The 22,649-nt window shown below is 36.6% G+C and carries 21 protein-coding genes and 1 pseudogene; 3 read left to right on the top strand and 19 right to left on the bottom strand.

Annotation, left to right across the window (positions count from 1 at the left end):
* Positions 1 to 313: 313 nt before the first annotated feature.
* From HNR32_RS07145 to HNR32_RS07170, 6 genes and pseudogenes are all read right to left on the bottom strand, one after another.
* Positions 314 to 439: pseudogene (locus HNR32_RS07145) on the bottom strand (LacI family DNA-binding transcriptional regulator); the annotation flags it as partial.
* Between the two features lie 23 nt (positions 440 to 462).
* The gene (gene galT / locus HNR32_RS07150) at positions 463 to 1,962 is read right to left on the bottom strand and encodes a UDP-glucose--hexose-1-phosphate uridylyltransferase (protein WP_183861138.1); all 1,500 of its coding nucleotides are present in this window, start codon (positions 1,960 to 1,962) and stop codon (positions 463 to 465) included.
* Positions 1,963 to 1,980: 18 nt separating this feature from the next.
* A complete protein-coding gene (gene galE, locus HNR32_RS07155) occupies positions 1,981 to 2,970 on the bottom strand; it encodes a UDP-glucose 4-epimerase GalE (RefSeq protein WP_183861139.1) in 990 nt (329 codons plus the stop codon).
* Positions 2,971 to 3,088: 118 nt separating this feature from the next.
* Positions 3,089 to 4,258: a galactokinase gene (locus HNR32_RS07160; protein ID WP_183861142.1), complete on the bottom strand. Its 1,170-nt coding sequence runs from the start codon at positions 4,256 to 4,258 to the stop codon at positions 3,089 to 3,091.
* Positions 4,259 to 4,350: 92 nt separating this feature from the next.
* On the bottom strand, positions 4,351 to 6,105 hold the full coding sequence (locus HNR32_RS07165) for a solute:sodium symporter family transporter (RefSeq protein ID WP_183861144.1): 1,755 nt from the start codon (positions 6,103 to 6,105) through the stop codon (positions 4,351 to 4,353).
* Positions 6,106 to 6,409: 304 nt separating this feature from the next.
* Entirely contained in the window at positions 6,410 to 7,627 is a 1,218-nt protein-coding gene (locus tag HNR32_RS07170) for an ATP-binding protein (RefSeq protein WP_260162562.1), read from the bottom strand.
* A gap of 202 nt (positions 7,628 to 7,829) precedes the next feature.
* Here HNR32_RS07170 and HNR32_RS07175 point away from each other — a divergent pair, with 202 nt between their 5' ends.
* Together HNR32_RS07175 and HNR32_RS07180 are read left to right on the top strand one after the other, a co-directional pair.
* Positions 7,830 to 8,291: an Hsp20/alpha crystallin family protein gene (locus tag HNR32_RS07175; RefSeq protein ID WP_183861148.1), complete on the top strand. Its 462-nt coding sequence runs from the start codon at positions 7,830 to 7,832 to the stop codon at positions 8,289 to 8,291.
* 160 nt (positions 8,292 to 8,451) lie between these two features.
* A complete protein-coding gene (locus HNR32_RS07180) occupies positions 8,452 to 10,242 on the top strand; it encodes a heme NO-binding domain-containing protein (protein WP_183861150.1) in 1,791 nt (596 codons plus the stop codon).
* A gap of 121 nt (positions 10,243 to 10,363) precedes the next feature.
* On the opposite strand, the gene ftsZ is transcribed toward HNR32_RS07180, so the two are convergent.
* Both ftsZ and nhaA read right to left on the bottom strand, forming a co-directional pair.
* Positions 10,364 to 11,410: a cell division protein FtsZ gene (gene ftsZ, locus HNR32_RS07185; protein ID WP_231038100.1), complete on the bottom strand. Its 1,047-nt coding sequence runs from the start codon at positions 11,408 to 11,410 to the stop codon at positions 10,364 to 10,366.
* A 91-nt stretch (positions 11,411 to 11,501) separates the two neighbouring features.
* Positions 11,502 to 12,698, bottom strand: coding sequence for a Na+/H+ antiporter NhaA (nhaA, locus tag HNR32_RS07190; protein WP_196611078.1), 1,197 nt, complete (start codon positions 12,696 to 12,698; stop codon positions 11,502 to 11,504).
* A gap of 187 nt (positions 12,699 to 12,885) precedes the next feature.
* Between nhaA and HNR32_RS07195 the strand changes: the two genes are divergently transcribed.
* Entirely contained in the window at positions 12,886 to 14,058 is a 1,173-nt protein-coding gene (locus HNR32_RS07195; RefSeq protein WP_183861154.1) for an N-acetylmuramoyl-L-alanine amidase, read from the top strand.
* Between the two features lie 48 nt (positions 14,059 to 14,106).
* On the opposite strand, the gene HNR32_RS07200 is transcribed toward HNR32_RS07195, so the two are convergent.
* The 11 genes from HNR32_RS07200 to hisZ all read right to left on the bottom strand — a co-directional run bounded on the left by HNR32_RS07200 (position 14,107) and on the right by hisZ (position 22,648).
* Positions 14,107 to 14,820, bottom strand: coding sequence for a SagB/ThcOx family dehydrogenase (locus tag HNR32_RS07200; RefSeq protein WP_183861156.1), 714 nt, complete (start codon positions 14,818 to 14,820; stop codon positions 14,107 to 14,109).
* Positions 14,821 to 14,892: 72 nt separating this feature from the next.
* Positions 14,893 to 15,603: a bifunctional phosphoribosyl-AMP cyclohydrolase/phosphoribosyl-ATP diphosphatase HisIE gene (gene hisIE / locus HNR32_RS07205; RefSeq protein ID WP_183861158.1), complete on the bottom strand. Its 711-nt coding sequence runs from the start codon at positions 15,601 to 15,603 to the stop codon at positions 14,893 to 14,895.
* Positions 15,600 to 16,358: an imidazole glycerol phosphate synthase subunit HisF gene (gene hisF, locus HNR32_RS07210; protein ID WP_183861160.1), complete on the bottom strand. Its 759-nt coding sequence runs from the start codon at positions 16,356 to 16,358 to the stop codon at positions 15,600 to 15,602. The genes hisIE and hisF overlap by 4 nt, the downstream gene beginning before the upstream one ends.
* The gene (hisA, locus tag HNR32_RS07215; protein ID WP_183861162.1) at positions 16,359 to 17,087 is read right to left on the bottom strand and encodes a 1-(5-phosphoribosyl)-5-[(5-phosphoribosylamino)methylideneamino]imidazole-4-carboxamide isomerase; all 729 of its coding nucleotides are present in this window, start codon (positions 17,085 to 17,087) and stop codon (positions 16,359 to 16,361) included.
* Positions 17,088 to 17,127: 40 nt separating this feature from the next.
* On the bottom strand, positions 17,128 to 17,664 hold the full coding sequence (locus HNR32_RS07220; RefSeq protein ID WP_196611079.1) for a DsbA family oxidoreductase: 537 nt from the start codon (positions 17,662 to 17,664) through the stop codon (positions 17,128 to 17,130).
* A 61-nt stretch (positions 17,665 to 17,725) separates the two neighbouring features.
* Positions 17,726 to 18,325 carry an imidazole glycerol phosphate synthase subunit HisH gene (hisH, locus tag HNR32_RS07225; protein ID WP_183861164.1) on the bottom strand — a complete coding sequence of 200 codons (600 nt, stop codon included), beginning with the start codon at positions 18,323 to 18,325 and terminating at the stop codon, positions 17,726 to 17,728.
* Positions 18,325 to 18,909, bottom strand: a complete 585-nt coding sequence (gene hisB, locus HNR32_RS07230; RefSeq protein WP_183861166.1) for an imidazoleglycerol-phosphate dehydratase HisB — start codon at positions 18,907 to 18,909, stop codon at positions 18,325 to 18,327. Before hisB ends, hisH begins: the two co-directional genes overlap by 1 nt.
* Before the next feature lie 19 nt (positions 18,910 to 18,928).
* Complete coding sequence (hisC, locus tag HNR32_RS07235) at positions 18,929 to 19,987, bottom strand: histidinol-phosphate transaminase (RefSeq protein ID WP_183861168.1); 1,059 nt, start codon at positions 19,985 to 19,987, stop codon at positions 18,929 to 18,931.
* A 280-nt stretch (positions 19,988 to 20,267) separates the two neighbouring features.
* Positions 20,268 to 20,915, bottom strand: coding sequence for an ATP phosphoribosyltransferase (hisG, locus tag HNR32_RS07240; protein WP_183861170.1), 648 nt, complete (start codon positions 20,913 to 20,915; stop codon positions 20,268 to 20,270).
* A 24-nt stretch (positions 20,916 to 20,939) separates the two neighbouring features.
* On the bottom strand, positions 20,940 to 21,464 hold the full coding sequence (locus tag HNR32_RS07245) for an HDIG domain-containing metalloprotein (RefSeq protein ID WP_183861173.1): 525 nt from the start codon (positions 21,462 to 21,464) through the stop codon (positions 20,940 to 20,942).
* A complete protein-coding gene (gene hisZ / locus HNR32_RS07250) occupies positions 21,461 to 22,648 on the bottom strand; it encodes an ATP phosphoribosyltransferase regulatory subunit (protein WP_231038165.1) in 1,188 nt (395 codons plus the stop codon). The genes HNR32_RS07245 and hisZ overlap by 4 nt, the downstream gene beginning before the upstream one ends.
* Position 22,649: the final 1 nt, after the last annotated feature.

Consider the following 22,649-nt stretch of genomic DNA (forward strand, 5'->3'; position numbering starts at 1 on the left):
GACCGTACTTCCCTCAAGAGGAATAGTCGTTGGGGATTCTCCTGTTCGGAGCTTTCCTGCTGATTGTCCATTTTCTTAGTGTTTAGGGTTTAACCATGCACCATACAGTATATTTTTTCTACTTTCGTCGCCGTCACGTTTGAGCTTATTTCATCTTAGCGTTGTGGCTATACTGTCTTTAGGAGTTTCCAGCATTTCAAGCAGTATTGGATTGGTTTTTTGCCAATCTCTATATGCATATTTCTATACATACTGACTAGTTTGGTCGCCTAACTCACGACTAAAGTCACGAGTGTGCGGCTCCCATTTAATCAATTGCCTTCATTACTTTTTTCTTTGTTTCCTCTTTTACAGGATAATTTCCATTGACAACACGCGATACTGTTGCCACAGAAACACCGGCTTTTTTTGCTACATCTATTATTGTCGTAGTTTTCATCAGCTTCTCATCCTTAAATAAAATTATAGTGTAGATATAAATTTATCGAAGGCTGCCATACCGGTTTCATTACGTTTAAAAACACCTGCATGCGTTAATACCTGCATAAAAATATTACCTACCTCATCATTTAGGATAGCAGTAATATTATTTTTGTCAATATGTCCCTTGTATTTTTTATGCAATTTTTCATACCAATGAGCATGTTTAGCTATTGTTTCATTAGTACTTATATCACTTACGTTTGTTAATAAAGCCTGCTCAATCTGGGCCAATTCCGTCTTTAAACGAGCTGGCAATACGGCCAGTCCCATAACTTCAATCAAACCAATATTTTCTTTTTTAATATGATGAACCTCAGCATGCGGATGAAAAATTCCCAACGGATACTGCTCAGTAGTACGGTTATTGCGCAGTACCAGATCCAGCTCATAATTGCTGTCGCGTTTTCTGGCAATAGGCGTTATGGTATTATGTCGCACGTCACCGCTATAGGCGAAAATATCGACACTTTCATCTGAATAATCACGCCATTTATTTAAAATATATTCCGCTAAATCAATAAGTTTTTCTTTATCACTGCCGCTTAGTCGTAATGCTGACATTGGCCATTTCACCCGTCCTATTTTAACACTAGGATAAGCTTTTAGACTATATTCTTTTTCAATAGGCGCCTTGGCCATAGCAAAATCATAATGACCGCCTTGATAATGATCATGCGATAAAATAGAACCACCAACAATTGGTAAATCAGCATTAGATCCAATAAAATAATGCGGTAATTTTTCTACAAAAGACAATAAATTAATAAAAGTTGTTCGTGCTATTTTCATTGGAATATGGTCTGCATTGAGTACAATGCAGTGTTCATTATAATAAGTATACGGCGAATACTGCATATACCATTGATGCTTATTAAACGTTAATGGTATAAGGCGATGTGTCTGACGGGCCGGATGACTTATTGTGCCGGCAAAACCTTCATTTTCCCGGCATAATAAACATTTGGGATACGATGCTGATTTTACATTTCTCGCCTTGATTATATCGCGCGGATCCTTTTCCGGCTTGGATAGATTTATGGTAATATCCAAATCACCATATTCAGTAGCAGTCTGCCAAATTATATTTTTATCAACACGTGATTTTCTTATATAATTAGATACTGTACTCAATTTATAAAAAAATTCCGTTGCTTTTTGTGGTGATTCCGTATATAAAGCATCAAATTTAGCAATGACTTCCGATGGGCGCATCATGACACAATTCATTATACGCGTATCATATAAATCTCTTTGAGCGGCAGTATCGTCTATAATATTCTTTTCTACAGCATAGTCCAGCATATTAGCAAGAATTTGCGATGCCTCTGGCAGTACTTCTGTTATTGTTTCAGGTTCAAACGCCTCGGACTGCAGTACATCCAGCAATAAATTTGCTGAATATACTATATCACTTTCTTCAATCATGCCATTTTGCCAAGCAAAATTAAGCAGCCTATTTATTTCATAATTTATTTTCATCTGCTCAGCCTCGATTTTTTAATCTTTAAATCCTTCTGGGTGATTTTTATGCCATTTCCACGCTGTACTGATAATACTTTCCATATCAGTATAATGTGGCTGCCAGCCAAGTACGCGCTCTGCTTTTTCACTAGATGCCACTAATTGAGCTGGATCGCCGGGACGTCTTTTCCCTGTAATTACCTTTATGTCAAGACCTGTTGCTTTTTTAGCCGCATCAATCATTTCTTTTACAGAAAAGCCATTGCCACTGCCTAAATTAAATATATCGCTTTTATTACCAGCACGTAAATACTCTAAAGCTTTCATATGAGCATCTGCCAAATCCACAACATGAACATAGTCCCTGATGCAGGTCCCGTCTTTTGTCGGATAATCTTCCCCATATACAGTTATAGCATCACGTTGCTTTAATGGTACCTGTAAAATAATTGGAACAAGATGACTTTCCGGGCTATGAGCTTCACCAATATGACCATCTTCAGCCGCACCTGCCACGTTAAAATAACGCAGCGATGTATAACGTACATTATGTATCTGGCTTACCCATTTCATCATTTTTTCCATAGTAAGTTTCGATTCGCCATAAGGATTGGTTGGCTTAGTTTCATCATCTTCCATAATTGGCACTTTTTTCGGTTCACCGTAAGTAGCCGCTGACGATGAAAATACTATTTTATCAATATTATGCTTAACCATAGCTTCCAGTAAAACCTGCATACCATAAACATTATTATTTAAATAAAGCAGGGGTTTTTCCATGCTTTCCCCAACTAATGAGCACGCCGCAAAATGGATTACCGCTTCAATATCATTTTCTGTAAAAATTTTGTCGAGTGCTTTTTCATCACGGATATCGTCTTGATAAAATTTTACATTTTCCGGTACGGCCTGACGATGTCCGGTGCGTAAATTATCCACTACCACCGGAGCTTCCCCACGTTTTAAAAGTTCATCCACCATATGTGAACCAATGTAGCCGGCTCCTCCACATACTAATATTGCCATATAAATAACCTCACTTTATTAATTATCAGTGCCTATAATTTTTAAGCAAAAATTGCGCCCGGAAATATCATACCATATTACCGAGCGCAAATACATATTCCCTATAGGCAAAAGACTTTTATTTTATAATATGGGTTCCGCTGCCAATATCAGCAACATAAAAATCTGGTGCAAAACCTATTTTCTGTGTATACGCTTTACCAATATTATTTTTGAAACTATCAATATAATCGTTTTTAACAATACTTACAGTGCAGCCGCCAAAACCACCGCCGGTCATCCGCGAACCAATAACGCCGTCCTGCTGCCAGGCTAATTCAGCTAAAGTATCGAGTTCTTTACCGGTAACTTCGTAATCATCCCGCAAAGATACATGCGATTCATTCATTAATTTACCAAATAAATCTATATCCTTATTTTCAAGTGCAGCTACAGCCTTTATTGTACGCTGATTTTCCAAAACAGCATGACGAGCCCTTCTCTGACAGACAGTATCTTTTATACTGTTTTTTACCTCATTAAATTGCTCTTCATCAAGTTCGCCCCAGCTGTTTACTTTTTTTACGTTCTGAATATCGGATAAAGCTTGTTCGCACTGACTTCGGCGCATATTATATTCAGAATCGACCAAACTGTGTTTACTGTTGGTATTAGATATCACAATACTGTAACCATCCAGTACCAATGGTACGTAACGATATTTCAATGTATTGCAGTCAAGAAACATTGCATTATTTTCCTTGCCCATGCCTACGGCAAATTGATCCAATATACCACAATTCATGCCAACAAATTCATTTTCGGCTTTTTGTGATAATTTGACCATATCCAATCTTGCAATATCAAGCCCATAAAATTCTTTTAATATTTCAGCTGTCAACATTTCCAATGATGCTGATGAAGATAAACCAGCGCCATTAGGCAGATTACCATAAATTACCATATTAAAGCCATAAGGAAATTTATAACCCTGCTGCTGAAAAATTTTTATAACACCAAGCGGATAATTGGCCCAATCATGTTCCTTAGTATTAGTTATATCAGATAAATCTGCTGTAATTACTCCAGTCTCAGGTATATTTAATGAATAACAGCAAATTTTATTATCATCACGTTTAGCAGCGGCAGCATACGTCCCTAATGAAATAGCACAGGGGAATACATGTCCTCCATTATAATCAGTATGTTCGCCAATTAAATTGACACGTCCCGGTGAGAAAAACATATTAGTTGGTTCTGCATTAAACTGCTGAGAAAAAACGGTTTTAAGCTCATCTAATATTTGCATTATAGGACTCCTTTCTATTTTTATAATTTTCGTAAACGTTTTCTCTGTCTTATTATATATTATTTAATAAAAAAATCAAATTTTTTATTAAATTAATGGTTCTGCAGTTTATTCTTCAGGGAAAAATCTATTTCACTATCATCAGTATGCGATTGTTCAACAAATTTTTTCTTGGTAATAATCGCACCGATTATACAAATTACGGCAGCCACTGCGATATACATCAAGGTATGCATACCTGCTCCCTGTGCGCTGGCCAGACCTAATGGTGAGAAAATAATATACCAGAATATTACCAGGAAGGTTATAAACCAAGCAGCTTCATAGCGATGGCTCCATTCCTTTAATTCCACCATATTATATGTTTCCAATACAAATTCTTCCGAGCGTGGTTTTATTTTGCCAATTGCAAGCATCAATAAACAAGTTACGGCAAATAAAATGAGTAATTGATATAAGAATGACATCTGCGGCTGAATTACAAGCTGCAAAACACCGTAAACTACAATGAAGAATAGCAATCCAAGTTTTGCGGCAATTGCCGGCACTTTTTTCGTAACATAGCCCATAAAAATAATTGTAAAAATAGGCACATTGAAAAAGCCTGATAAAGTCTGGGTGAATTGGAATAACCCTGCTGGCGCATACATGATCATCGGTGAAATTATCATTGATATTATAGCTATTACAATACCAAATTTTTTCCCGGCAGAAATTATCTGTTTATCACTTTTACCTTTACCCCAGCGTGGTTTATAAACATTGATGGCAAATAATGTTGAAGCACTGTTTAATACACCGTTATATACACTTAAAATCGAACCAAACATCGCTGCACTGAATAATCCTAAGAGCCATTTAGGTAATACTGCCAAAACCAATTTAGCGTACATTGTATCAGCTGGTGAACCATCATTACCAATCATCTGAAAAGCCATGATGCCAGGCAAGATAACCAGAATTGGCGTAAACGTTTTCAATAAACCGCATAACATAACACCTTTTTGGCTGTGTTCAAGATTCTTTGCGGCTAAAGCCCTTTGGATAATTGACTGGTCTGTACCCCAATAATAAAAGTTAACCAGTAATAAACCAACTATGGCACCATTAAACGGCACGGCATCACCTAATGATCCAATTGCATTAAATTTTTCTGGAGTCGATGATACAAATTGCGCAAAACCAGCTGCAAAATTGCCATGTCCCATATGCACTAATGCAAAAATAGGAACAAGCAATCCACCGATAGCCAAAGCAACACCATTAAATGTATCAGAGATAGCAACAGCTCTTAGACCACCTAAAATTGCATAAAAGAAACCTATTATACCAACAATCCAAACAGTAAGCCAAATCCCTTGCGCAAATGTAAGACCGAAAAGTTCCTGAACATCAAAAATCTGACTTAATGCAACAGCACCGGCGTATAAAGTCGTTGGGATTATATTAATAATAAATAATATCATAAATAGTATTGAAACAATTGACTTAGTCTGTTTATCAAAGCGATATTCCAAAAATTGCGGGATTGTCGTAAGCCCTTGTTTTAAATAACGCGGCACTAATAACAACGCTACAATTGCCAAAACAAAACCTGAAGTTACTTCGTAAGCCATATTACTCATATTTTGGCTGAAAACCTGCCCACTCATACCAACAAATTGTGTTGGATTCATGTTTGTAAGCAATAAGGACATGCCGATTACGCCCCAGGTTAAACTGCGTCCACCTAAAAAGTAGCTGTCCTCTGAACCGGAAGCAGTTTCACCTTTTTTCATTTTTTTATACGTATATATCCCAGCTACTGCCAACGCCAGAATAAAGGTTACTATTGTCAAAAATTGCATAATATATCCTCCTAATATTACACTTAAATTAATTATTAGATTTTAGCAATAAATCCTGGTTCCTAAAATTATGTATATTATACTATCAACTCCAGTTAACAAAAACAATTATATTTTTGTGTTATTATAATTTTTCTAAAAATTTGTGTGAAGCTGTTTTTCGTAAACGTTTACTCATTTATTTATTATAAACGATAAAAATATAAATGTAAATAACTTTATATAAATAATCTTATAAATTGTTTGAATTATGTATACAAACGAGTAATTGCCGCATATTATCACTACACGGCAATTACCTGCATTATTTATTTTGCCCTAGATACCAATTAACAAACTGTTTAGCTACACGGCCATTTCGTCCCGAATGGGTAAGTTCCCAGCGCAGTCCTTCAACCCGCAATTGCTCCGCACTCAGGCTTATACCTTCCTTTTGCAGATATGAATCAATAATTGCCAAATATTCGTCCTGATTGGGCGCATCATAGTTAATAATGATGCCAAATCTATCTGATAAAGATATCGATTCATTAACACTATCATTACGATATAATTCTTCCTGCGTATCCTCTCTGTCATTCCACGTTTCTTTAATCAGATGACGACGATTGGATGTCGCATATAATACAACATTTTCCGGCCGGGAAGCTACACCACCTTCAATAACTGACTTTAAATATTTATAATCACGTTCCTCCTGATCAAATGACAGATCATCGAGAAAAATTATAAATTTGTAGCCAGCCAAACTACGTAAATGTTCCATGATATCTGGTAGTAATTTTATTTGATCCTTTGTTATCTGCAATAAACGCAGTCCTTTTTTATAATATTCATTAGCTAAAGCTTTTACTCCAGATGACTTGCCTGTGCCGCGGCTGCCCACCAATAAGATATTATTATATGGTTTTCCCTCAATAAAAGTTAAGGTGTTATCAACAAGTTGTTTTTTTTGTTTAGCATAACCGATTAAATCTGTCATGCGGATTTTTTCAAAATGATTAATTCCTTTAAGTTTATTATCATTACTCCAGCAAAAAGCACGATAGTGAACCATCTGACCCGAGCCATATTTTTTATAATGAGCAATTAACGTCTGTGCAGCCTCCTGCGCCGAATTGACTGCTGCTAATTTGGCTGTCAGTTCATTATACCCTTCCATAGAACATTTTTGTCCCGGTATGTAGTCATTAAGCACCGTGTTTATTTTCTTATCTGCTGGCAGCATGCTTTCTATATAAGGCATAATCCGCTGCATCTCATCTTCCAATAATATACTTAAGCTGTTTCCTACTACTGCATTATGCTGAATGTTATCGGCTACTATATTATTGCCCTTTGCTAATAAATATACTATATAAGAAGAAAACGCATTGCCTGATAAGCCAATTTTTTCTGCCTTTTTTATCATTTCATAATGAAATTCCTGCCAGCATTCCTCTGATTTTTTAATAATTGCTTCATTGTATTTTCTTATTACATTATCTTCCATGATGTCGTGGAAAATTAGCAAATTACTCATTTTGTCCATTACTCTACATACTCCCTATCCCTTAAAAAAATTACCATTAATACAATATCTATTAATAATAACAAAAATATTTTCTTTTTCCAATAGATTTATATACTATTTTTTCTTTTTTTATTATAATCATTGACTTCTTGACTTTTATGAGTATAATATGAATTATAAAGATAAATCAATATTTTAAGGGGGTTTTTACATGTTTGGTTTAGTTCCTTTTAGTAAAAATAATATCACTAAAAAGGGAGAAGGTTTTGATCGCTTATTTGATATTTTTAACGAACCTTTTTTCAGTTCAGCATTGGCACCAATGCATTCGGCAATATCAGGATTTGCATCGTTTAAAGTAGATGTAAAAGATCTTGGCACTGCTTATGAACTGGCTGCTGAATTACCTGGCATGAAAAAAGAAGATATTTCCTTAAGCTATGATAATGGTTATCTTACCATCCAAACATCAGCAACTTCATCGAATGAAGAAGAAAATGACGATGGTAAATATCTGCGGCGTGAACGCCGTTATGGCAGTATGAGCCGTTCATTTTATATTGATAACATTGATGAAAGTAAAGTAACGGCACAATTTGAAAATGGCATTTTAATAATTAATCTGCCAAAAACCGAGCCACAAAGCACCGCTAAACAAATAGATATCGATTAATTATAAAACCGCACTGTCCAGTCTTAAAACTTCACTGATGGTGCGGTTTTTAAATGCAATACTCAATAATAATTATTAGTTGATACATGTTTTTCTTTACTTAATTATAAAAAAGTTATATAATAGACAAAAATATTATATACAAGGAGAGTACATATGTATGAAAGGGACAATCGTTGGTACTTGGGTCCGCACCTGTAAAAAATTATGGGGAGAGGATTTGGTAAGGGAAGTTATGCAGGAAATTGGTCTTGCTCCCAACCATGTTTTTCTACCCAGTGAAGATATAGATGATAATATAGCGCAGGCACTCGGTGATAATATTGGCAAACGAATTGGCCAAACCCCCGCACAAATTTGGCATGCTATCGGTAAAGACAATGCCAATACATTTTTTGAATTTTATCCCGGCTTTTTTCAAAAAGAAAATTTATATTCCTTTTTAAATTCACTTTTTGATATTCATGTTGAAATAACAAAATTAATTCCTGGTGCCAAACCGCCTTCCATCGAAATGAAAAATATTACTACTACTGAGGCATTATTTACATATCGTTCCAAACGCAAAAAGTTTAATTACTTTCGCGGCTTACTTGATGGAGCAGCATTGCACTACAAGGAAAAAATTAACATTGAAACAGTAGAACAAGGCACTGATTTTTTGACTCTAAAATTAGAATTTTCCTATCCGATAACTAATACTAAAACTTATTTGCTTAATTCACTATTGCGCTTTATTCCTTCGTTGTCTGCTAAAATTGGTCTGATAAATATAATTGCACTATTTATTATTTCACTCATCGGCAATTTTGCCGGACTAAATATTCCCCTATGGCTGCCAATATTATCAGGTATTATCAGTACGTTAGCGGCTAAAATTATTCTTAAACCCGCCGATGCCATACAAGATATTTTACAGCAATTACAAGAACATAAATACTCTACAACTATTACTGTAAAGTCCGGTGACATTTTTGAAGACATTGCTGCTCAGTTTGAAAATTATAAAGTAAGTATGCGCAAACGCTTTACTGGTATTAAGGGCCATAATGATGAATTATCCCGTTATGGTAATACTTTTAACGATTTAGCAGAAGATATGAGCAAGACGTCTGATACTATTGCTGAAGTAGTAAATATCAGGGCTGAATCATCGGTCAAAGCCTCCGAAGAAGTTTCACAAGCTGTAAATATCCTCAATGATAATGTCAGTACCCTACAAACAGTAGTAAAATCACAAGTTGATAATAATGGTCATTTAAAAACCGCTGTTAGTGAAATTGAAAATTGTTTTGATAACGTGCGCCTGTCCACAGATAAAATCAACGCCAGCATGACCAATTTTGCCAAAGTCAACCAATCGGTAGAGGGCTTACGCAACCAAGCCAAGCGTATTACTGAAATCACCAATACAGTTGCTGCTATTGCTGGTCAAACAAATCTTTTAGCCTTGAATGCAGCTATTGAGGCAGCCCGTGCTGGTGAAAATGGTAAGGGTTTTGCCGTTGTTGCTGAAGAAGTACGCAAATTAGCTGAACAATCGCAGGAGCAATCTAAAATCATCTCTGATGATGTGCTTACTATTACCAATACAATCGAAGAAGTTGTCGGTCATGTCGACAACGAATATGACTTATTATCAAAAGAAAACAGCAGCTTGGTATCTGCTGTCAAAGAGAATGCTGTTTATTTAGAAAAAGTCCATAATGTATCGGCTAACACTATGGATATTATTCGCCAGCTCGAAAAAGAAATGGATGATATGAACGCTGTTTATAGTAAAATAGAATCTATTGTCGACATAGCCCAGGAAAACTCGGCTGCTACGGAAGAAATAAATGCTTCTATTCATACTTATAATGAACGTATTCAAAGTCTGCTTGATAAAATTGGGGAATTCAAAAAACTGGCCCAATATTTTACCGATGATATTAATATTTTTAAAGTTTAATTCAGCCATTCACTATAAGAGGCGGCTGCACGTATTTATCAACGTGCAGCCGCCTCTTATATATATTTTTTTTTAACTTATCGGCATCAGACATTATATTATTAATTTTAACAGCTGTTAATTATGGCTTCTGCATAAATTGAGGCAAATCTATCTTACTGCCTTCATTTTTATGTACTTCGGCTTCAACTGTTGGTATTGCTGTTTCCTTATCATCAATGAAATCAGTAGCAATAATTGTAGCCCGTACTTTTTTATCTAATTTTTGATCAATCACTGTGCCTAAGATTATATTTACTTCTTCATCAGTTTGTTCATAAATAAATTTAGTGGCTTCATTTACTTCATATAGACTTAAAGATGCGCTGCCGCTGATATTTAAAATTATACCTCGCGCTCCGGCAATTTTTCTATCGATTAGTGGACTTTCAATAGCTGCTTTAACAGCTTTTACCGCTCCATCGGCTTCGCCAATTCCTAAAAAGGCATCCGCATTGCTGTTTTGTTTAAAAATAGATTTAACATCTGCAAAATCCACATTTATTATGCCTACGGTTAAAATCAATTCTGATATGCAGTAAATTGCCTGCCGTAATACACTATCGGCCATATGAAAGGCATTTATAAGCGACATTTTCTTATCCGCCTGTAGCTCCAACAGTTTATCATTTTGGATTACAATAATTGCATCCATAAATGGACGCATATGCTCCACTCCAGCCAAAGCTGTTTTTTTCTTACGCGATCCCTCAAACGAAAAGGGAATTGTCACAATACCTACAGTTAAAATCCCCATAGAACGTGCAATCTCTGCTATTACAGGCATTGCACCTGTACCGGTGCCCCCACCCATGCCAGCTGTCATAAAAATCATATCAGCTCCGACAATGGCGTCTTTTATTTTATCTTCATCATCTCTTACAGCTGCTTCCCCAGCATTTACTTTGCCGCCGCAGCCTAAGCAATGAGTAACATTTCCACCAATCTGCAATAAAGTTATATCATCTTGTGCCAATGTTTCCAATTGTTTTTTATCAGTATTTACAGCAATAAGCTCCATACCTGAGTTTTTTTCTTTGGCAATACGCTGCAAAACGCTGTTGCCACCGCCGCCAACACCGATAACCTTTATATTTACAATGGCATTTTTTATATTATTTTCCTGCAAAACGTCCCCCCCTTTCAGCATATTAATTCACTCTTGTCTTTTTTATAATATAACTATTCGTTATTAATATATTCAATCCTGCCAGCTTAGTTTAACATTGTTCATACTTTATCGTTTTAAATATAATTATACCGATTAATCCCGATAGGCATGATGCCAAAATTATACCAATTTTAGCGGCAACAAGATATTCCGGGATTGCGGTAAAAGCCAACGATGCGATAAATAATGACATGGTAAAACCAATACCACCTAATGTTCCCGCACCCCAAAATTGCTTATACGAAGTATATTCAGGAATTTTTAATATTTTCATTTTAAATAAAAACCAAGCTGTGCCAAAAATCCCTAAGGGCTTACCTAGTACTAGTCCCAATACAATGCCAATAGATACTGGCGTAAATACCTGCGTCAAACCAGAAAATTCTATAGGTACTCCGGCATTAGCCAATGCAAATATCGGCATGATAAACCATGAAGAATACGGCGCTAAAACATGCTCAATTTTATGCAATAAAGATTTATCACTGCATTGGCTATTGTCCGCTGGAATTGTCATTCCCAAAATAACTCCGGCTATTGTCGGATGAATACCTGCCTCATAAAATGCTCTCCAGGCAATTATCCCCATAATAATATAAAGAATTACATTTTTATTACCGTAGTGATTAAGAACAATCGCTGCTAATAAAGCCAGTAAACCATATATTAAATAAATAAGCGAAACATCATTACTATAAAATAGAGCAATTACGATTATCGCCCCTAAATCATCAACAATTGCCAGCGCTGTTAAAAATACTGCAATACTGCGTGGTGCCTGACTAGCCGCAATTGATAAAATGCCTAGGGAAAAAGCAATATCAGTAGCCATTGGTATGCCCCAACCTTTTATTGTTGGTTCGCCCCAGTTAATAACCATATAAATTACTGCTGGTACAAGCATACCACCAATTGCTGCTGTTACTGGCAAAATTGTTGCTGACAATGATTTTAATTCACCAAATAAAAATTCCCGTTTTATTTCCAGGCCTACAACAAAGAAAAAAATTGCCATCAGGCCATCATTTATCCAATGTAATATCGATAGTTTAAATGTTCCTATTGCCAAATATGTATGCAGAAACTTATTATAGCTGTCTGCCACCGCTGTATTAGCTAAAATCATCGCTATTATCGCAAATATCAATAAAATAATACCACTGCCTGATTCATTTTTAAAGAACCAATTAAATGGTGCTAACAATATCTCTGTTCTCGTTTTTATATCACGTATTATTTTTTTCATTTTAACCTCCCATTATATATTATCGATTTTATTATATACATTAAACACCATTGATGACAAGTGGTATAATTTTTTTTTGTAATTTTTATTGCTTTGTTGTACAATATTAGAAAGTCTAATTATATAAAAAAATAATATATTATAATTATATTGCTATATATGGAGTAAAACGACAGGAGGGATTTTTTTGCCCAAATTATACCATTTTTTTATTACAATACTAATGCTGACAGTCTTCGTTAAAATTTTCACACCTACTGCCTATGCCAGTGATTTCCAGCAAAAAGCTGCCTCTTTAGCTAGAATAGATGATTTGCGGGTCAGTTCTGCTAATGGCAAATTACGCTTAGTGGCTGACGCCACTAAAGAAGTAGATTATGAATCTTTCGGCTTAACGGCTCCTAATAGAATTGTCATCGATTTAAAAGGTTCATGGCTTAACCCCAAGCTAAAAACAAAATACACAATAGATGATATTAATGTTCATATCGCCCAATTTACGCCTAATACCGTACGCATTGTTGTAAATACAGCCGCTCAAAGAAATGCTTATGATGTTTTTGCCTTAAGCGGCGGAAAAATTCCTTATCGTGTGGTTATGGATTTTAATAAAGCTGCTTCAACCTCTACTACCCCACAAGCTAATGAAAAATCAGCTGTTTCTTCCAATGTTTCTGCAGTAAATTCAAATACCTCGCCAACTACTGCTACACCAACAGTAGAGTTAAATAATTTTGATATGAGTATTTTTAAAACACCGGGAATAAAGGGTAAAACTATTGCCATTGATCCTGGTCATGGCGGCAATGATTCTGGTGCCATTGGCCCATCTAAGGGCATGGAAAAAAATACCACACTTCAAATTGGTCTGGATTTAAAAAAATTATTGGAAAAAGCTGGTGCCAAAGTTATTATGACACGAACAACCGATACTTCTGTTGCCGCGCCTACAGCCACCGATATTGAAGAATTACAGGCCCGCTGTGATATTGCCAATAAAAATAAAGCCGATATATTTTTAAGTATTCATAATGATTCATTTACTGACAGCTATGCGACTGGTACTTCCAGTTATTATTATGAAAAGGGCAGCGGTGTCAGCAAACGTCTAGCTAACTGTTTGCGCCAAGGTGTCATTGAAGAAATACATACACCGGATCGCGGCACGCGCAGCTGTAATTTCTATGTTGTAAAACATACCGTAATGCCGGCTACCTTAATAGAAGTGGCTTTTATTTCCAATCCTAATGAAGAAAAATTATTGATGTCTGATGATGGTGACGAAAAAATTGCCGAAGGTATCTTTATGGGAATACAGAAATTTTTCGCTGCTGCCGCCTCAGATGAAGATGATAAATAAAAAAAACTGTTACAGCCCACAATGCTGTAACAGTTTTTTAGTTGTCAATTATATTTTACCTACGGCTGCACCATAAATCATAAACTGTTTTTCCTCTACAAAATTCATCAGGCTGTTAATTTTTTTATCAGCAAAAGCCCCTAACGGACAAACACCTGCTTCAATAGTCTGCGCTGCCAAATAAAGATTTTCACAGACATGTCCTGCATCAAGAAAAGCATAACGATAAGCTCTTGAACCAAATTTATAACTTAATCGCTCTATAACAGTGCTCCATAAAAAAGAAACAGCACTATTCTCCACAACTCTAAAAGTTGAAAAACATCCAATAATATCGTCCTTATTTATTTCTAGTGGAATAAGCGCATGCTCAATAGCTAAGAAACGATACATCCCTGCTTCTAAACCCTCAACATTATTCATGATAATATAGGTTTCCAGTGAATGACAGGCACCTGCTGAAGGAACCGTCCGCAAAGTCATATTTTCATTAGCGGCCTTAACGCCCTGACTGCACCATAATAAATAAGATAATTCCTTCAATGATAATGGTATATCACTGTATTGCCGCAAAGTTGAACGAAGCTCTATCAGTTCCAGAAAATTAACTTCATGATCCTGCAATAATTCTGGTTCCGGCAATATTATCATTTTTTTACTGCGGTCGAATGATAATTGTACATTAGGTTTATTTATTTTTTCTACAGTTTGCCCGGATTCCCAAGATGATTCCTGTAAAAATTCCTGTGCTGCTCTATTCATATAATTTTTCTCCCTTAAAACATAAAATACGAGGCTGTTGTACACTTTTTAACGTGCGACAGCCTCGTTTCATTATTCTTCTGGATCTAAATCATCAGGATCGATAAATTTATGGTATTCGCCGCCGCTTCTTCTGCCAACAAGTTCATTTAAAAGTTCATCCGGCGCTATATTGTGATAAGCCAATGCGACTAAACAATGATACCACAAATCTCCCATTTCATACAAAATTTCTTTTTTATCATTATTTTTAGATGCAATAATGGTTTCGACTGCTTCTTCGCCCAGTTTTTTCAAAATTTTATCCTGACCATGCCGCAATAAAAAGTTCGTGTAGGAACCCTCAACTGGATGAAGTTTTCTATCTTGGATAACATTATATAAATCATTGAGCACACGTGTTAAACTCTTCTCTGATTTCTCCTGTTCATTAACCAAGGCAATCGCTTTAGCTGACTTGCCAAGCCGTCGTCCGCTAAAGCAGGTATAAGTACCCGTATGACAAGCTACACCGCTTTGATGTACCCGCACCAGCAGTGTATCTCCATCGCAGTCATAAAATATTTCTTCTACCTTTTGCTTATTGCCGGAAGTCTCTCCCTTATTCCAGAGTTTTTGCCGGCTGCGGCTGAAAAACCATGTAAAGCCCGTCTGCAATGTCTGCTGGAGAGATTCTTCATTCATATAAGCCATCATTAAAACTTGATTATTATCCACCTCTTGAACAATGGCGGGAACAAGTCCATTAGCATCAAATTTCACTTTACTTATATCAATACTCATAATCTTACCTCCACTCCACGTGCCAATAGATATTCTTTGACCTGACGAATCTTAAAACGTCCATAATGAAATACGGATGCCGCCAATACTGCATCGGCTTTGCCTGCTGTCAGCACATCATAAAAATGTGACAATTCACCAGCACCGCCCGAAGCTATGACAGGCACGCCAACTGCTTCTGATACACTTCGTGTCAAGGCAATATCATAGCCGGTTTTGGTTCCATCACAATCCATACTAGTTAATAGAATTTCACCGGCGCCTAAATCAACTGCCTTTTTTACCCATTCGATACAATCCAGCCCCGTAGGCGTCCTGCCACCGTTTATATATATTTCCCACGAATTCTCACCGTTTTGTTTGGCATCTACTGCCAAAACTACACATTGGCGGCCAAATTTTTCAGCTCCTTCAGAAATCAAGCTGGGATTATTTACGGCAGCACTATTAAGCGATATTTTATCTGCTCCGGCTTTTAACATATTACGCATATCCTGTGTTGTCCTGATACCGCCGCCTACAGTAAATGGTATAAAAACCTGGGACGCACAATTTGATGCTACATCAATCATTGTATTACGTTTTTCATTCGATGCGGTTATATCAAGAAAAACCAATTCATCAGCTGCTTCCTTGTCATACAAACAGGCTAATTCTACTGGATCACCTGCATCACGCAAAGAAACAAAATTAGTCCCTTTTACTACCCGGCCTTCCTTGACATCAAGACATGGTATTATTCTTTTTGTGTACATTTACTTTTTCTCGGCAATTTTCAGTGCTGCCCGCAAATCAATTGCTCCGGTATAAATAGCTTTCCCGGCAATAACACCTGTAATGCCATCACTTTCATGTTTTTTCAGCTGCTCAATTTCCTCTAAATTGGAAAAACCACCTGATGCTATAATATTTACTCTACTGCTTTTGGCCAAGTCGGCCGTAGCCTTTATATTTAGGCCCAGTAGTGTTCCATCACGAGATATATCAGTATATATAATATTTTTCACGCCGACAGCTGCCATGCGTTTAGCTAGTTCCTGCGCCGCCATATTACCTGATACTTCCCATCCTTCTACAGCTACTATCCCCTCTTTAGCATCAATACCTACGACTATTTTCTCGCCAAATTTTTCACAAGCCGCTTTTACCAATTGCGGATCGTGCACAGCTACCGAGCCTAAGATAACCCTGTCCACTCCAATTGACAATATATTTTCAATATCTTCCAGTGTGCGTATTCCGCCCCCCAGTTCTACAGGAATGTCCACAGCAGCAATAATATCTTTTACTGTAGCAATATTTTGCGGTTTTCCGGCCAGTGCTCCATCTAAATCAACAAGATGCAAATATCTAGCTCCCATATCCATCCATTTTTTTGCCATTTGTGCCGGGCTATCCGAAAAAACCGTTTCTTTGGAAAAATCACCTCTAAATAAACGTACACATTTACCACCGCGAATATCTATAGCTGGTATAACTAACATAAATTAAACTTCACACTCCTTAACCGTAATAATATTTCTATTATAAGTCTTTCACCATAAATTCTGCTAATTCCTGCCGTGTTACCATAATACCGTTGTCAGAACCAATTGTATGACAGCCTCGAGCATAACTTGGCACTGCTGAAAAGGCTTTTTCCTGCCAGGCATATTTATTTCCGGCAATAACCAACTCTTTATATTTACCCGCTTGCAGTGCTTTCTTAAAAGCATTTTTATCTACATCACATTGCTCTGCTATTGCACTTAAAACATTTATATCGGCAATATTTTTTTGCTCAGCAAAATTAGCTGCAAAAACCAGCTGATGATATTTTACTAAATTACCATCATTTTCTTCAATAAAGTACATTCCGGCAATTGCCAAATCACTATGAGTTCCATGCTCTTCCGGCCATGGATGTGCCTCACAGGGCCGCCAAATAATCTCCATGCTATTATCTGCTAATAATTCTATTAAATTTTTATGTCCGCGATAACAATAAGGACAGGTATAATCGAAAAATACTTCCAATTTATTAATATCTGACTGTGTTTCTAATCCGTAAAGTTCTGCCATACAATTACTCCTCCTTTATTCATTTTCTTTATTATAACATAATGGCTGTTGATTATTTTATTCAGCTATCAATGAAATTTCTTAAAATCTGTAACCCAATATCCCCTGATTTCTCTGGATGAAACTGTGTAGCCTGAACATTGCCCTTACCAACTGCCGCTGTTACTTTTTCACCATATTCCGTCCATGCGGTTATTATATTTTTATCAACAGGCACGGCATGATAACTGTGCACAAAATAAACATAGGGACGCTGTGGTAATTTTTTAAATAAGGTCGCTGATTCTTCAGCAAATATATTATTCCAGCCCATATGGGGAATTTTTAGATCCTTGGCCTGTATTTTTTTTATCATACCGGAAAATATTCCCAAGCCTGCAACTCCCGGACTTTCCTCACTGCCTTCAAACATCAGCTGTAATCCCAGACAAATACCTAAAAACGGTTTTTCTGCAGCGGCCTTTTTTAATACTGGTACCAAACCGCTTTTAGTGAGTGTCTCCATGCAGTCACCGAAAGCTCCAACCCCTGGCAGTACCACTTTATCGGCATTATTTATTTCAGTAATATCATTAGTGATTTTCGCTTCTGCACCCAAAAATTCAAAAGCTTTTTCAACGCTGAATAAATTACCGCGGCCATAATCAATAATAGCAATCATTATAATACCCCCTTACTGCTGGGAACGCCCTGCACTTTAGGATCATTTTCTACTGCTTCACGCAGTGCATGCCCTAAAGCTTTAAATACAGCTTCAATTTTATGATGGGAATTTTTCCCATATAAAACTTTAATATGCAGCGTAAGTCCGGCATGAACAGCAAACGCACGGAAAAATTCTTCAGCCAGCTCGCTATCAAAGCTGCCAATCATCGGTGCTAAATCGCCCACTTCATATACAAGATAAGGCCTGTTGCTAATATCCAGTGAAACCATAGCCAAGCTCTCATCCATCGGTATATAAAAAGTCCCATAGCGTTTTATGCCTTGTCGATTACCAATAGCCTGCATAAAAGCATCTCCCAAAACAATACCGGTATCTTCTACACTATGATGGCCGTCTACTTCTATATCTCCAATACATTTTACATCAAGATCAATCAGGCTGTGCACTGATAATAAGGTCAGCATATGGTCAAAAAAACCTATATTTGTATCTATATTATGCTTGCCGCTGCCATCAAGATTCAACTTAATCGACAGCGTTGTTTCTGCTGTTTTACGCTTTATTGCCGACTGCCGCATATTTGCCACCTCGTATTATTTAATTATTAACTATAAAGTCCCTGACTGCTTTTATCCAGGCATCATTTTCTTCACGCAGACCAATCGTTATCCGAATGCAGTTATCAAGACGTGGTGCATTACCAAAGCTTCTGACACCAATACCGATATTATATAAATATTCATTAAGCTGCTGTGCTCTATCGTATTTTATCAGAATAAAATTGGTCTTAGATGGATATACTTTTACACCAGCTATTTTAACCAGTTCATCATTTACCCTTTGCCGCTCTGCTTTTATCATCGAAATACGTGATTCATATTCATGACGCATCTGATATACAATATCAGCAACGGCTGCTGATAAACTATTTACATGATAAGGCATAAATACTTTGCCAAGCATTGTAGTTACTTTACTATCTGCTATAGCATACCCAACACGGGCAGCAGCCAAACCATAAGCTTTAGAAAAAGTACGAGCCACTATCATATGGGGATATTTAGACAAAATCTGCATAGCTGATTCATCAGCAAATTCAACATAGGCTTCATCCACAATAAAGGCACAATTGATATTTTGGGCTATGTATTCAATATCACGCAATGGTACCGCTGTCCCTGTGGGATTATTAGGTGCGCAAATAACAGCTAAATGTGCTTTATTAATATTCACTGTATCAACAAATTTTTCAGCATCAAGTGTATAATCATCATTTAAATCGAATGGTACGCTTATTGAGCCACTTAAATCAGCATATATTTTATACATTGAAAAAGACGGCTGCGGATAAACAATTTTACGATTACGTCCGCCAAGACAAAAAAATACTTTTTCTAATATTTCACTGGAACCATTGGCAATAAGAATATTATCCATTTGTACATTATAGGCGGCTGCTAATTGTTCTTTTAACGATTCTACTTCTATCCCTGGATAACGATTAAATGCCAGACGAGAAAGACGTCCCATAACCCTGTCTTCCACTACTGCCGGTAGATTCATATTAAATTCATTGGCATTTAATTTTATCTTCCAGTCAGCCTCGCCTACATCATATGTCGGTAAATTTTTAAGTCCTGCACGATATTTAAGCATATATATCCTCCTGCTTTAAGTTAAAATTTTAGCTCCCCTAAAGGCTCCCCTTTAGGGGAGCTGGCAGCAGAGCTGCCTGAGGGGTTAACCCTTCCGACTTGACTTCGTCAAACCACCGTCCCTATGCTATAGCTCTTAATGCTGTAGCATTCTATGCTACAGTTCTTTGCACTTTAGTGCTTAGAAATGTAGTAGGCAAAGCAGAGCTATAGTACACACTGTGCAGGAACGGCTTTAAATGCTACACTATTTATTAATTAACACAAATATCAATTATTTTTTATATTATCTTGCGCAAATCCGCCAATAATTTATTTATGCGCTCAAATTTCATTTTAAAACTTACCCGGTTGGCAATAAGTCTGGCTGTAGCATCAACAATAAAAGCATACTCTTCTAAATTATTTTCCCGTAAGGTTGTTCCTGTTTCTACAATATCGACTATACTTTCCGATAAACCAACAATCGGCCCCAGCTCAATTGATCCATGCAGTTTTATATATTCCATCTGCATACCCTTACTGTTAAAAAAGGCTGCGGCAATGTGAGGAAATTTCGTTGCTACACGCGTATTGGCATAATCGAGTAAATTGGCTCGTTTTTTGTCTTTTGGCACAGCCATCATTAAATGACATTTGGCAATATTAAGATCCAGCAGTTCATAGACGTCTTTATCTGTTTCCATTAAAACATCTTTGCCAATAACACCAATATCTGCTGCTCCGTATTCTACATATACAGGTACATCAGCTGTTTTGGTAATTATAAATCGTATTTTCTGTTCTTCATTGGTGATAATCAATTTACGTGATTTATCACTAAGGCCTTCTGCTGTATAGCCTATTTTCTCAAATAATTGCACCGCTTTACCAAAAACCTTGCCTTTAGGCAGTGCAATTGTAAGATATTCCATATTTTCTGCTGACATGTAGCCACGCCTTTCCATTATGTTTTAATTAAGCTCATCAGCCTGACGCAGCAGCTTAAGTTCCAATGAATCATTTTTCTGTGCTGGCCAATGATGTCTGCGAACAATATCCGCTATTTCCTGTTCCTGCAGTTCTTCCAGCTTATTTGCTGCTATTTCGGCATGATGCTCACAAATATAAAGAGCTCTGCGCCTATTTGATAAAAAACCTCTGGCATTGTCTGCTGCAATATAATTTAATAAATTTTTAGATATTGCTCTAATCAGCACAAAAATTATTTTATCACTTAAGATAATTTCATCTGCTGTACGTGCAATATCATGCAAGAGTGCTGCTTTCAGCAATTTTTTTTGATTAATGTCAGCTTTTCCCGTCATTAATTTTTCTGCACTATAGGCAGTATTTAAGGCATGCTTTTTATCATGGGTATTCATCTGCATAAATAATTTCTTCTGTTCAGCTGTTAAATATTTATCAATAAACAGCTTATCTGCCGTTGTTATCTGTGCTCGTAATGCACGGCATACCTGCATTATCCGTCTTATCATTGCAGATAAACCAAATTTACATACCCCTTGTCATTGCAATATTCTTCCGCCTGCAATAAAGTCTGAGGTCTATCGGCGAGCTCAGTTATTTCGCCAGCACTTCGTAAAAGCATTGCTTTATCTATTGCTTCGGCTAATTTGCCATCAGCATAGGCCACATAATTATCTTTTGTATTGATCAATTCTTCTAAATCACCTTGTTTTTCCAACGCCAGCATCAATCGTTCCAAGCCCAAGGCAAATCCGGTAGCCGGGCAAGCCTTGCCAAAATTTGCCAAAAGATTATCATAACGACCACCGCCACACAAAGGACACCCCAGCCCTGGCGCATAAATTTCAAAAACCATTCCGGTATAATAACTAAAATCACGAATTACACCCAAATCAAATACTATATACTCTGCTAATCCGTATTCTGTAAGCATTTGATAAATATTTGTAAGATTTTCGATAGCCTTGCGGCTTTTATCATTATCGGCAATTTGTGCTGCCTGTTGTAAAATTTCCTCTTTACCATGCAGTAATGGTAATTTTTTCAATATTTTTTTGGCTTCAGCTGCTAAATCTATTACATCAGCTATCTGCTCTAATTTTACCAAATCATGTTTTTCCAAAGCCATGCGAATGTCTGTTTGAACTGTATTTGGCAATTGCCATTGCTGCATAAGTCCATTAATAAATTCTACCTGTCCTATACATACCTGAAAATTTTTCAAACCACTTTTCTGCATACTCTTAATGGCTAAAGCAATTATTTCAGCATCAGCTGATGGCTGTTCATTGCCCATAAATTCAACACCAGCTTGATAAAATTCACACTGACGCCCTGTTTGTGCCTGTTCATAGCGATATACTTTGCAGATATATGATAGTTTAAGCGGCAGATTCTCAGCCTGCATGCGGCTGGCAACTAATCTGGCTATGGAAGTAGTCATTTCATTACGCAAAGTCAACGTTCTATTATTCTTATCAAAAAACTTGAACATATGCTTATTAAGTTCATCTTTATTGCCCATAGTAAGCGTATCAAGATATTCCACTGCCGGTGTTATTACTTCATTGTAGCCCCACAATTGAAATAAATCCGCCAACACATTTTCCACATTGCGTTTTATAGCGGCATCATGCGGTAAAAAGTCCCGCATTCCATAAGGTATTTCCAATAAAAAATCGTTATTTTGCAGC

It is taken from the genome of Pectinatus brassicae (assembly GCF_014201835.1).
In the GTDB taxonomy this organism is placed as follows: domain Bacteria; phylum Bacillota; class Negativicutes; order Selenomonadales; family Selenomonadaceae; genus Pectinatus; species Pectinatus brassicae.

Bases quoted from the DNA above. Each gene is read 5' to 3' on its own strand.
- galT (WP_183861138.1), bottom strand. From the start codon at position 1,962: ATGAAAATAAATTATGAAATAAATAGGCTGCTTAATTTTGCTTGGCAA.
- galE (WP_183861139.1), bottom strand. From the start codon at position 2,970: ATGGCAATATTAGTATGTGGAGGAGCCGGCTACATTGGTTCACATATG.
- HNR32_RS07160 (WP_183861142.1), bottom strand. From the start codon at position 4,258: ATGCAAATATTAGATGAGCTTAAAACCGTTTTTTCTCAGCAGTTTAAT.
- HNR32_RS07165 (WP_183861144.1), bottom strand. From the start codon at position 6,105: ATGCAATTTTTGACAATAGTAACCTTTATTCTGGCGTTGGCAGTAGCT.
- HNR32_RS07170 (WP_260162562.1), bottom strand. From the start codon at position 7,627: ATGAGTAATTTGCTAATTTTCCACGACATCATGGAAGATAATGTAATA.
- HNR32_RS07175 (WP_183861148.1), top strand. From the start codon at position 7,830: ATGTTTGGTTTAGTTCCTTTTAGTAAAAATAATATCACTAAAAAGGGA.
- HNR32_RS07180 (WP_183861150.1), top strand. From the start codon at position 8,452: ATGAAAGGGACAATCGTTGGTACTTGGGTCCGCACCTGTAAAAAATTA.
- nhaA (WP_196611078.1), bottom strand. From the start codon at position 12,698: ATGAAAAAAATAATACGTGATATAAAAACGAGAACAGAGATATTGTTA.
- HNR32_RS07200 (WP_183861156.1), bottom strand. From the start codon at position 14,820: ATGAATAGAGCAGCACAGGAATTTTTACAGGAATCATCTTGGGAATCC.
- hisIE (WP_183861158.1), bottom strand. From the start codon at position 15,603: ATGAGTATTGATATAAGTAAAGTGAAATTTGATGCTAATGGACTTGTT.
- hisF (WP_183861160.1), bottom strand. From the start codon at position 16,358: ATGTACACAAAAAGAATAATACCATGTCTTGATGTCAAGGAAGGCCGG.
- hisA (WP_183861162.1), bottom strand. From the start codon at position 17,087: ATGTTAGTTATACCAGCTATAGATATTCGCGGTGGTAAATGTGTACGT.
- HNR32_RS07220 (WP_196611079.1), bottom strand. From the start codon at position 17,664: ATGGCAGAACTTTACGGATTAGAAACACAGTCAGATATTAATAAATTG.
- hisH (WP_183861164.1), bottom strand. From the start codon at position 18,325: ATGATTGCTATTATTGATTATGGCCGCGGTAATTTATTCAGCGTTGAA.
- hisB (WP_183861166.1), bottom strand. From the start codon at position 18,909: ATGCGGCAGTCGGCAATAAAGCGTAAAACAGCAGAAACAACGCTGTCG.
- hisC (WP_183861168.1), bottom strand. From the start codon at position 19,987: ATGCTTAAATATCGTGCAGGACTTAAAAATTTACCGACATATGATGTA.
- hisG (WP_183861170.1), bottom strand. From the start codon at position 20,915: ATGTCAGCAGAAAATATGGAATATCTTACAATTGCACTGCCTAAAGGC.
- HNR32_RS07245 (WP_183861173.1), bottom strand. From the start codon at position 21,464: ATGATAAGACGGATAATGCAGGTATGCCGTGCATTACGAGCACAGATA.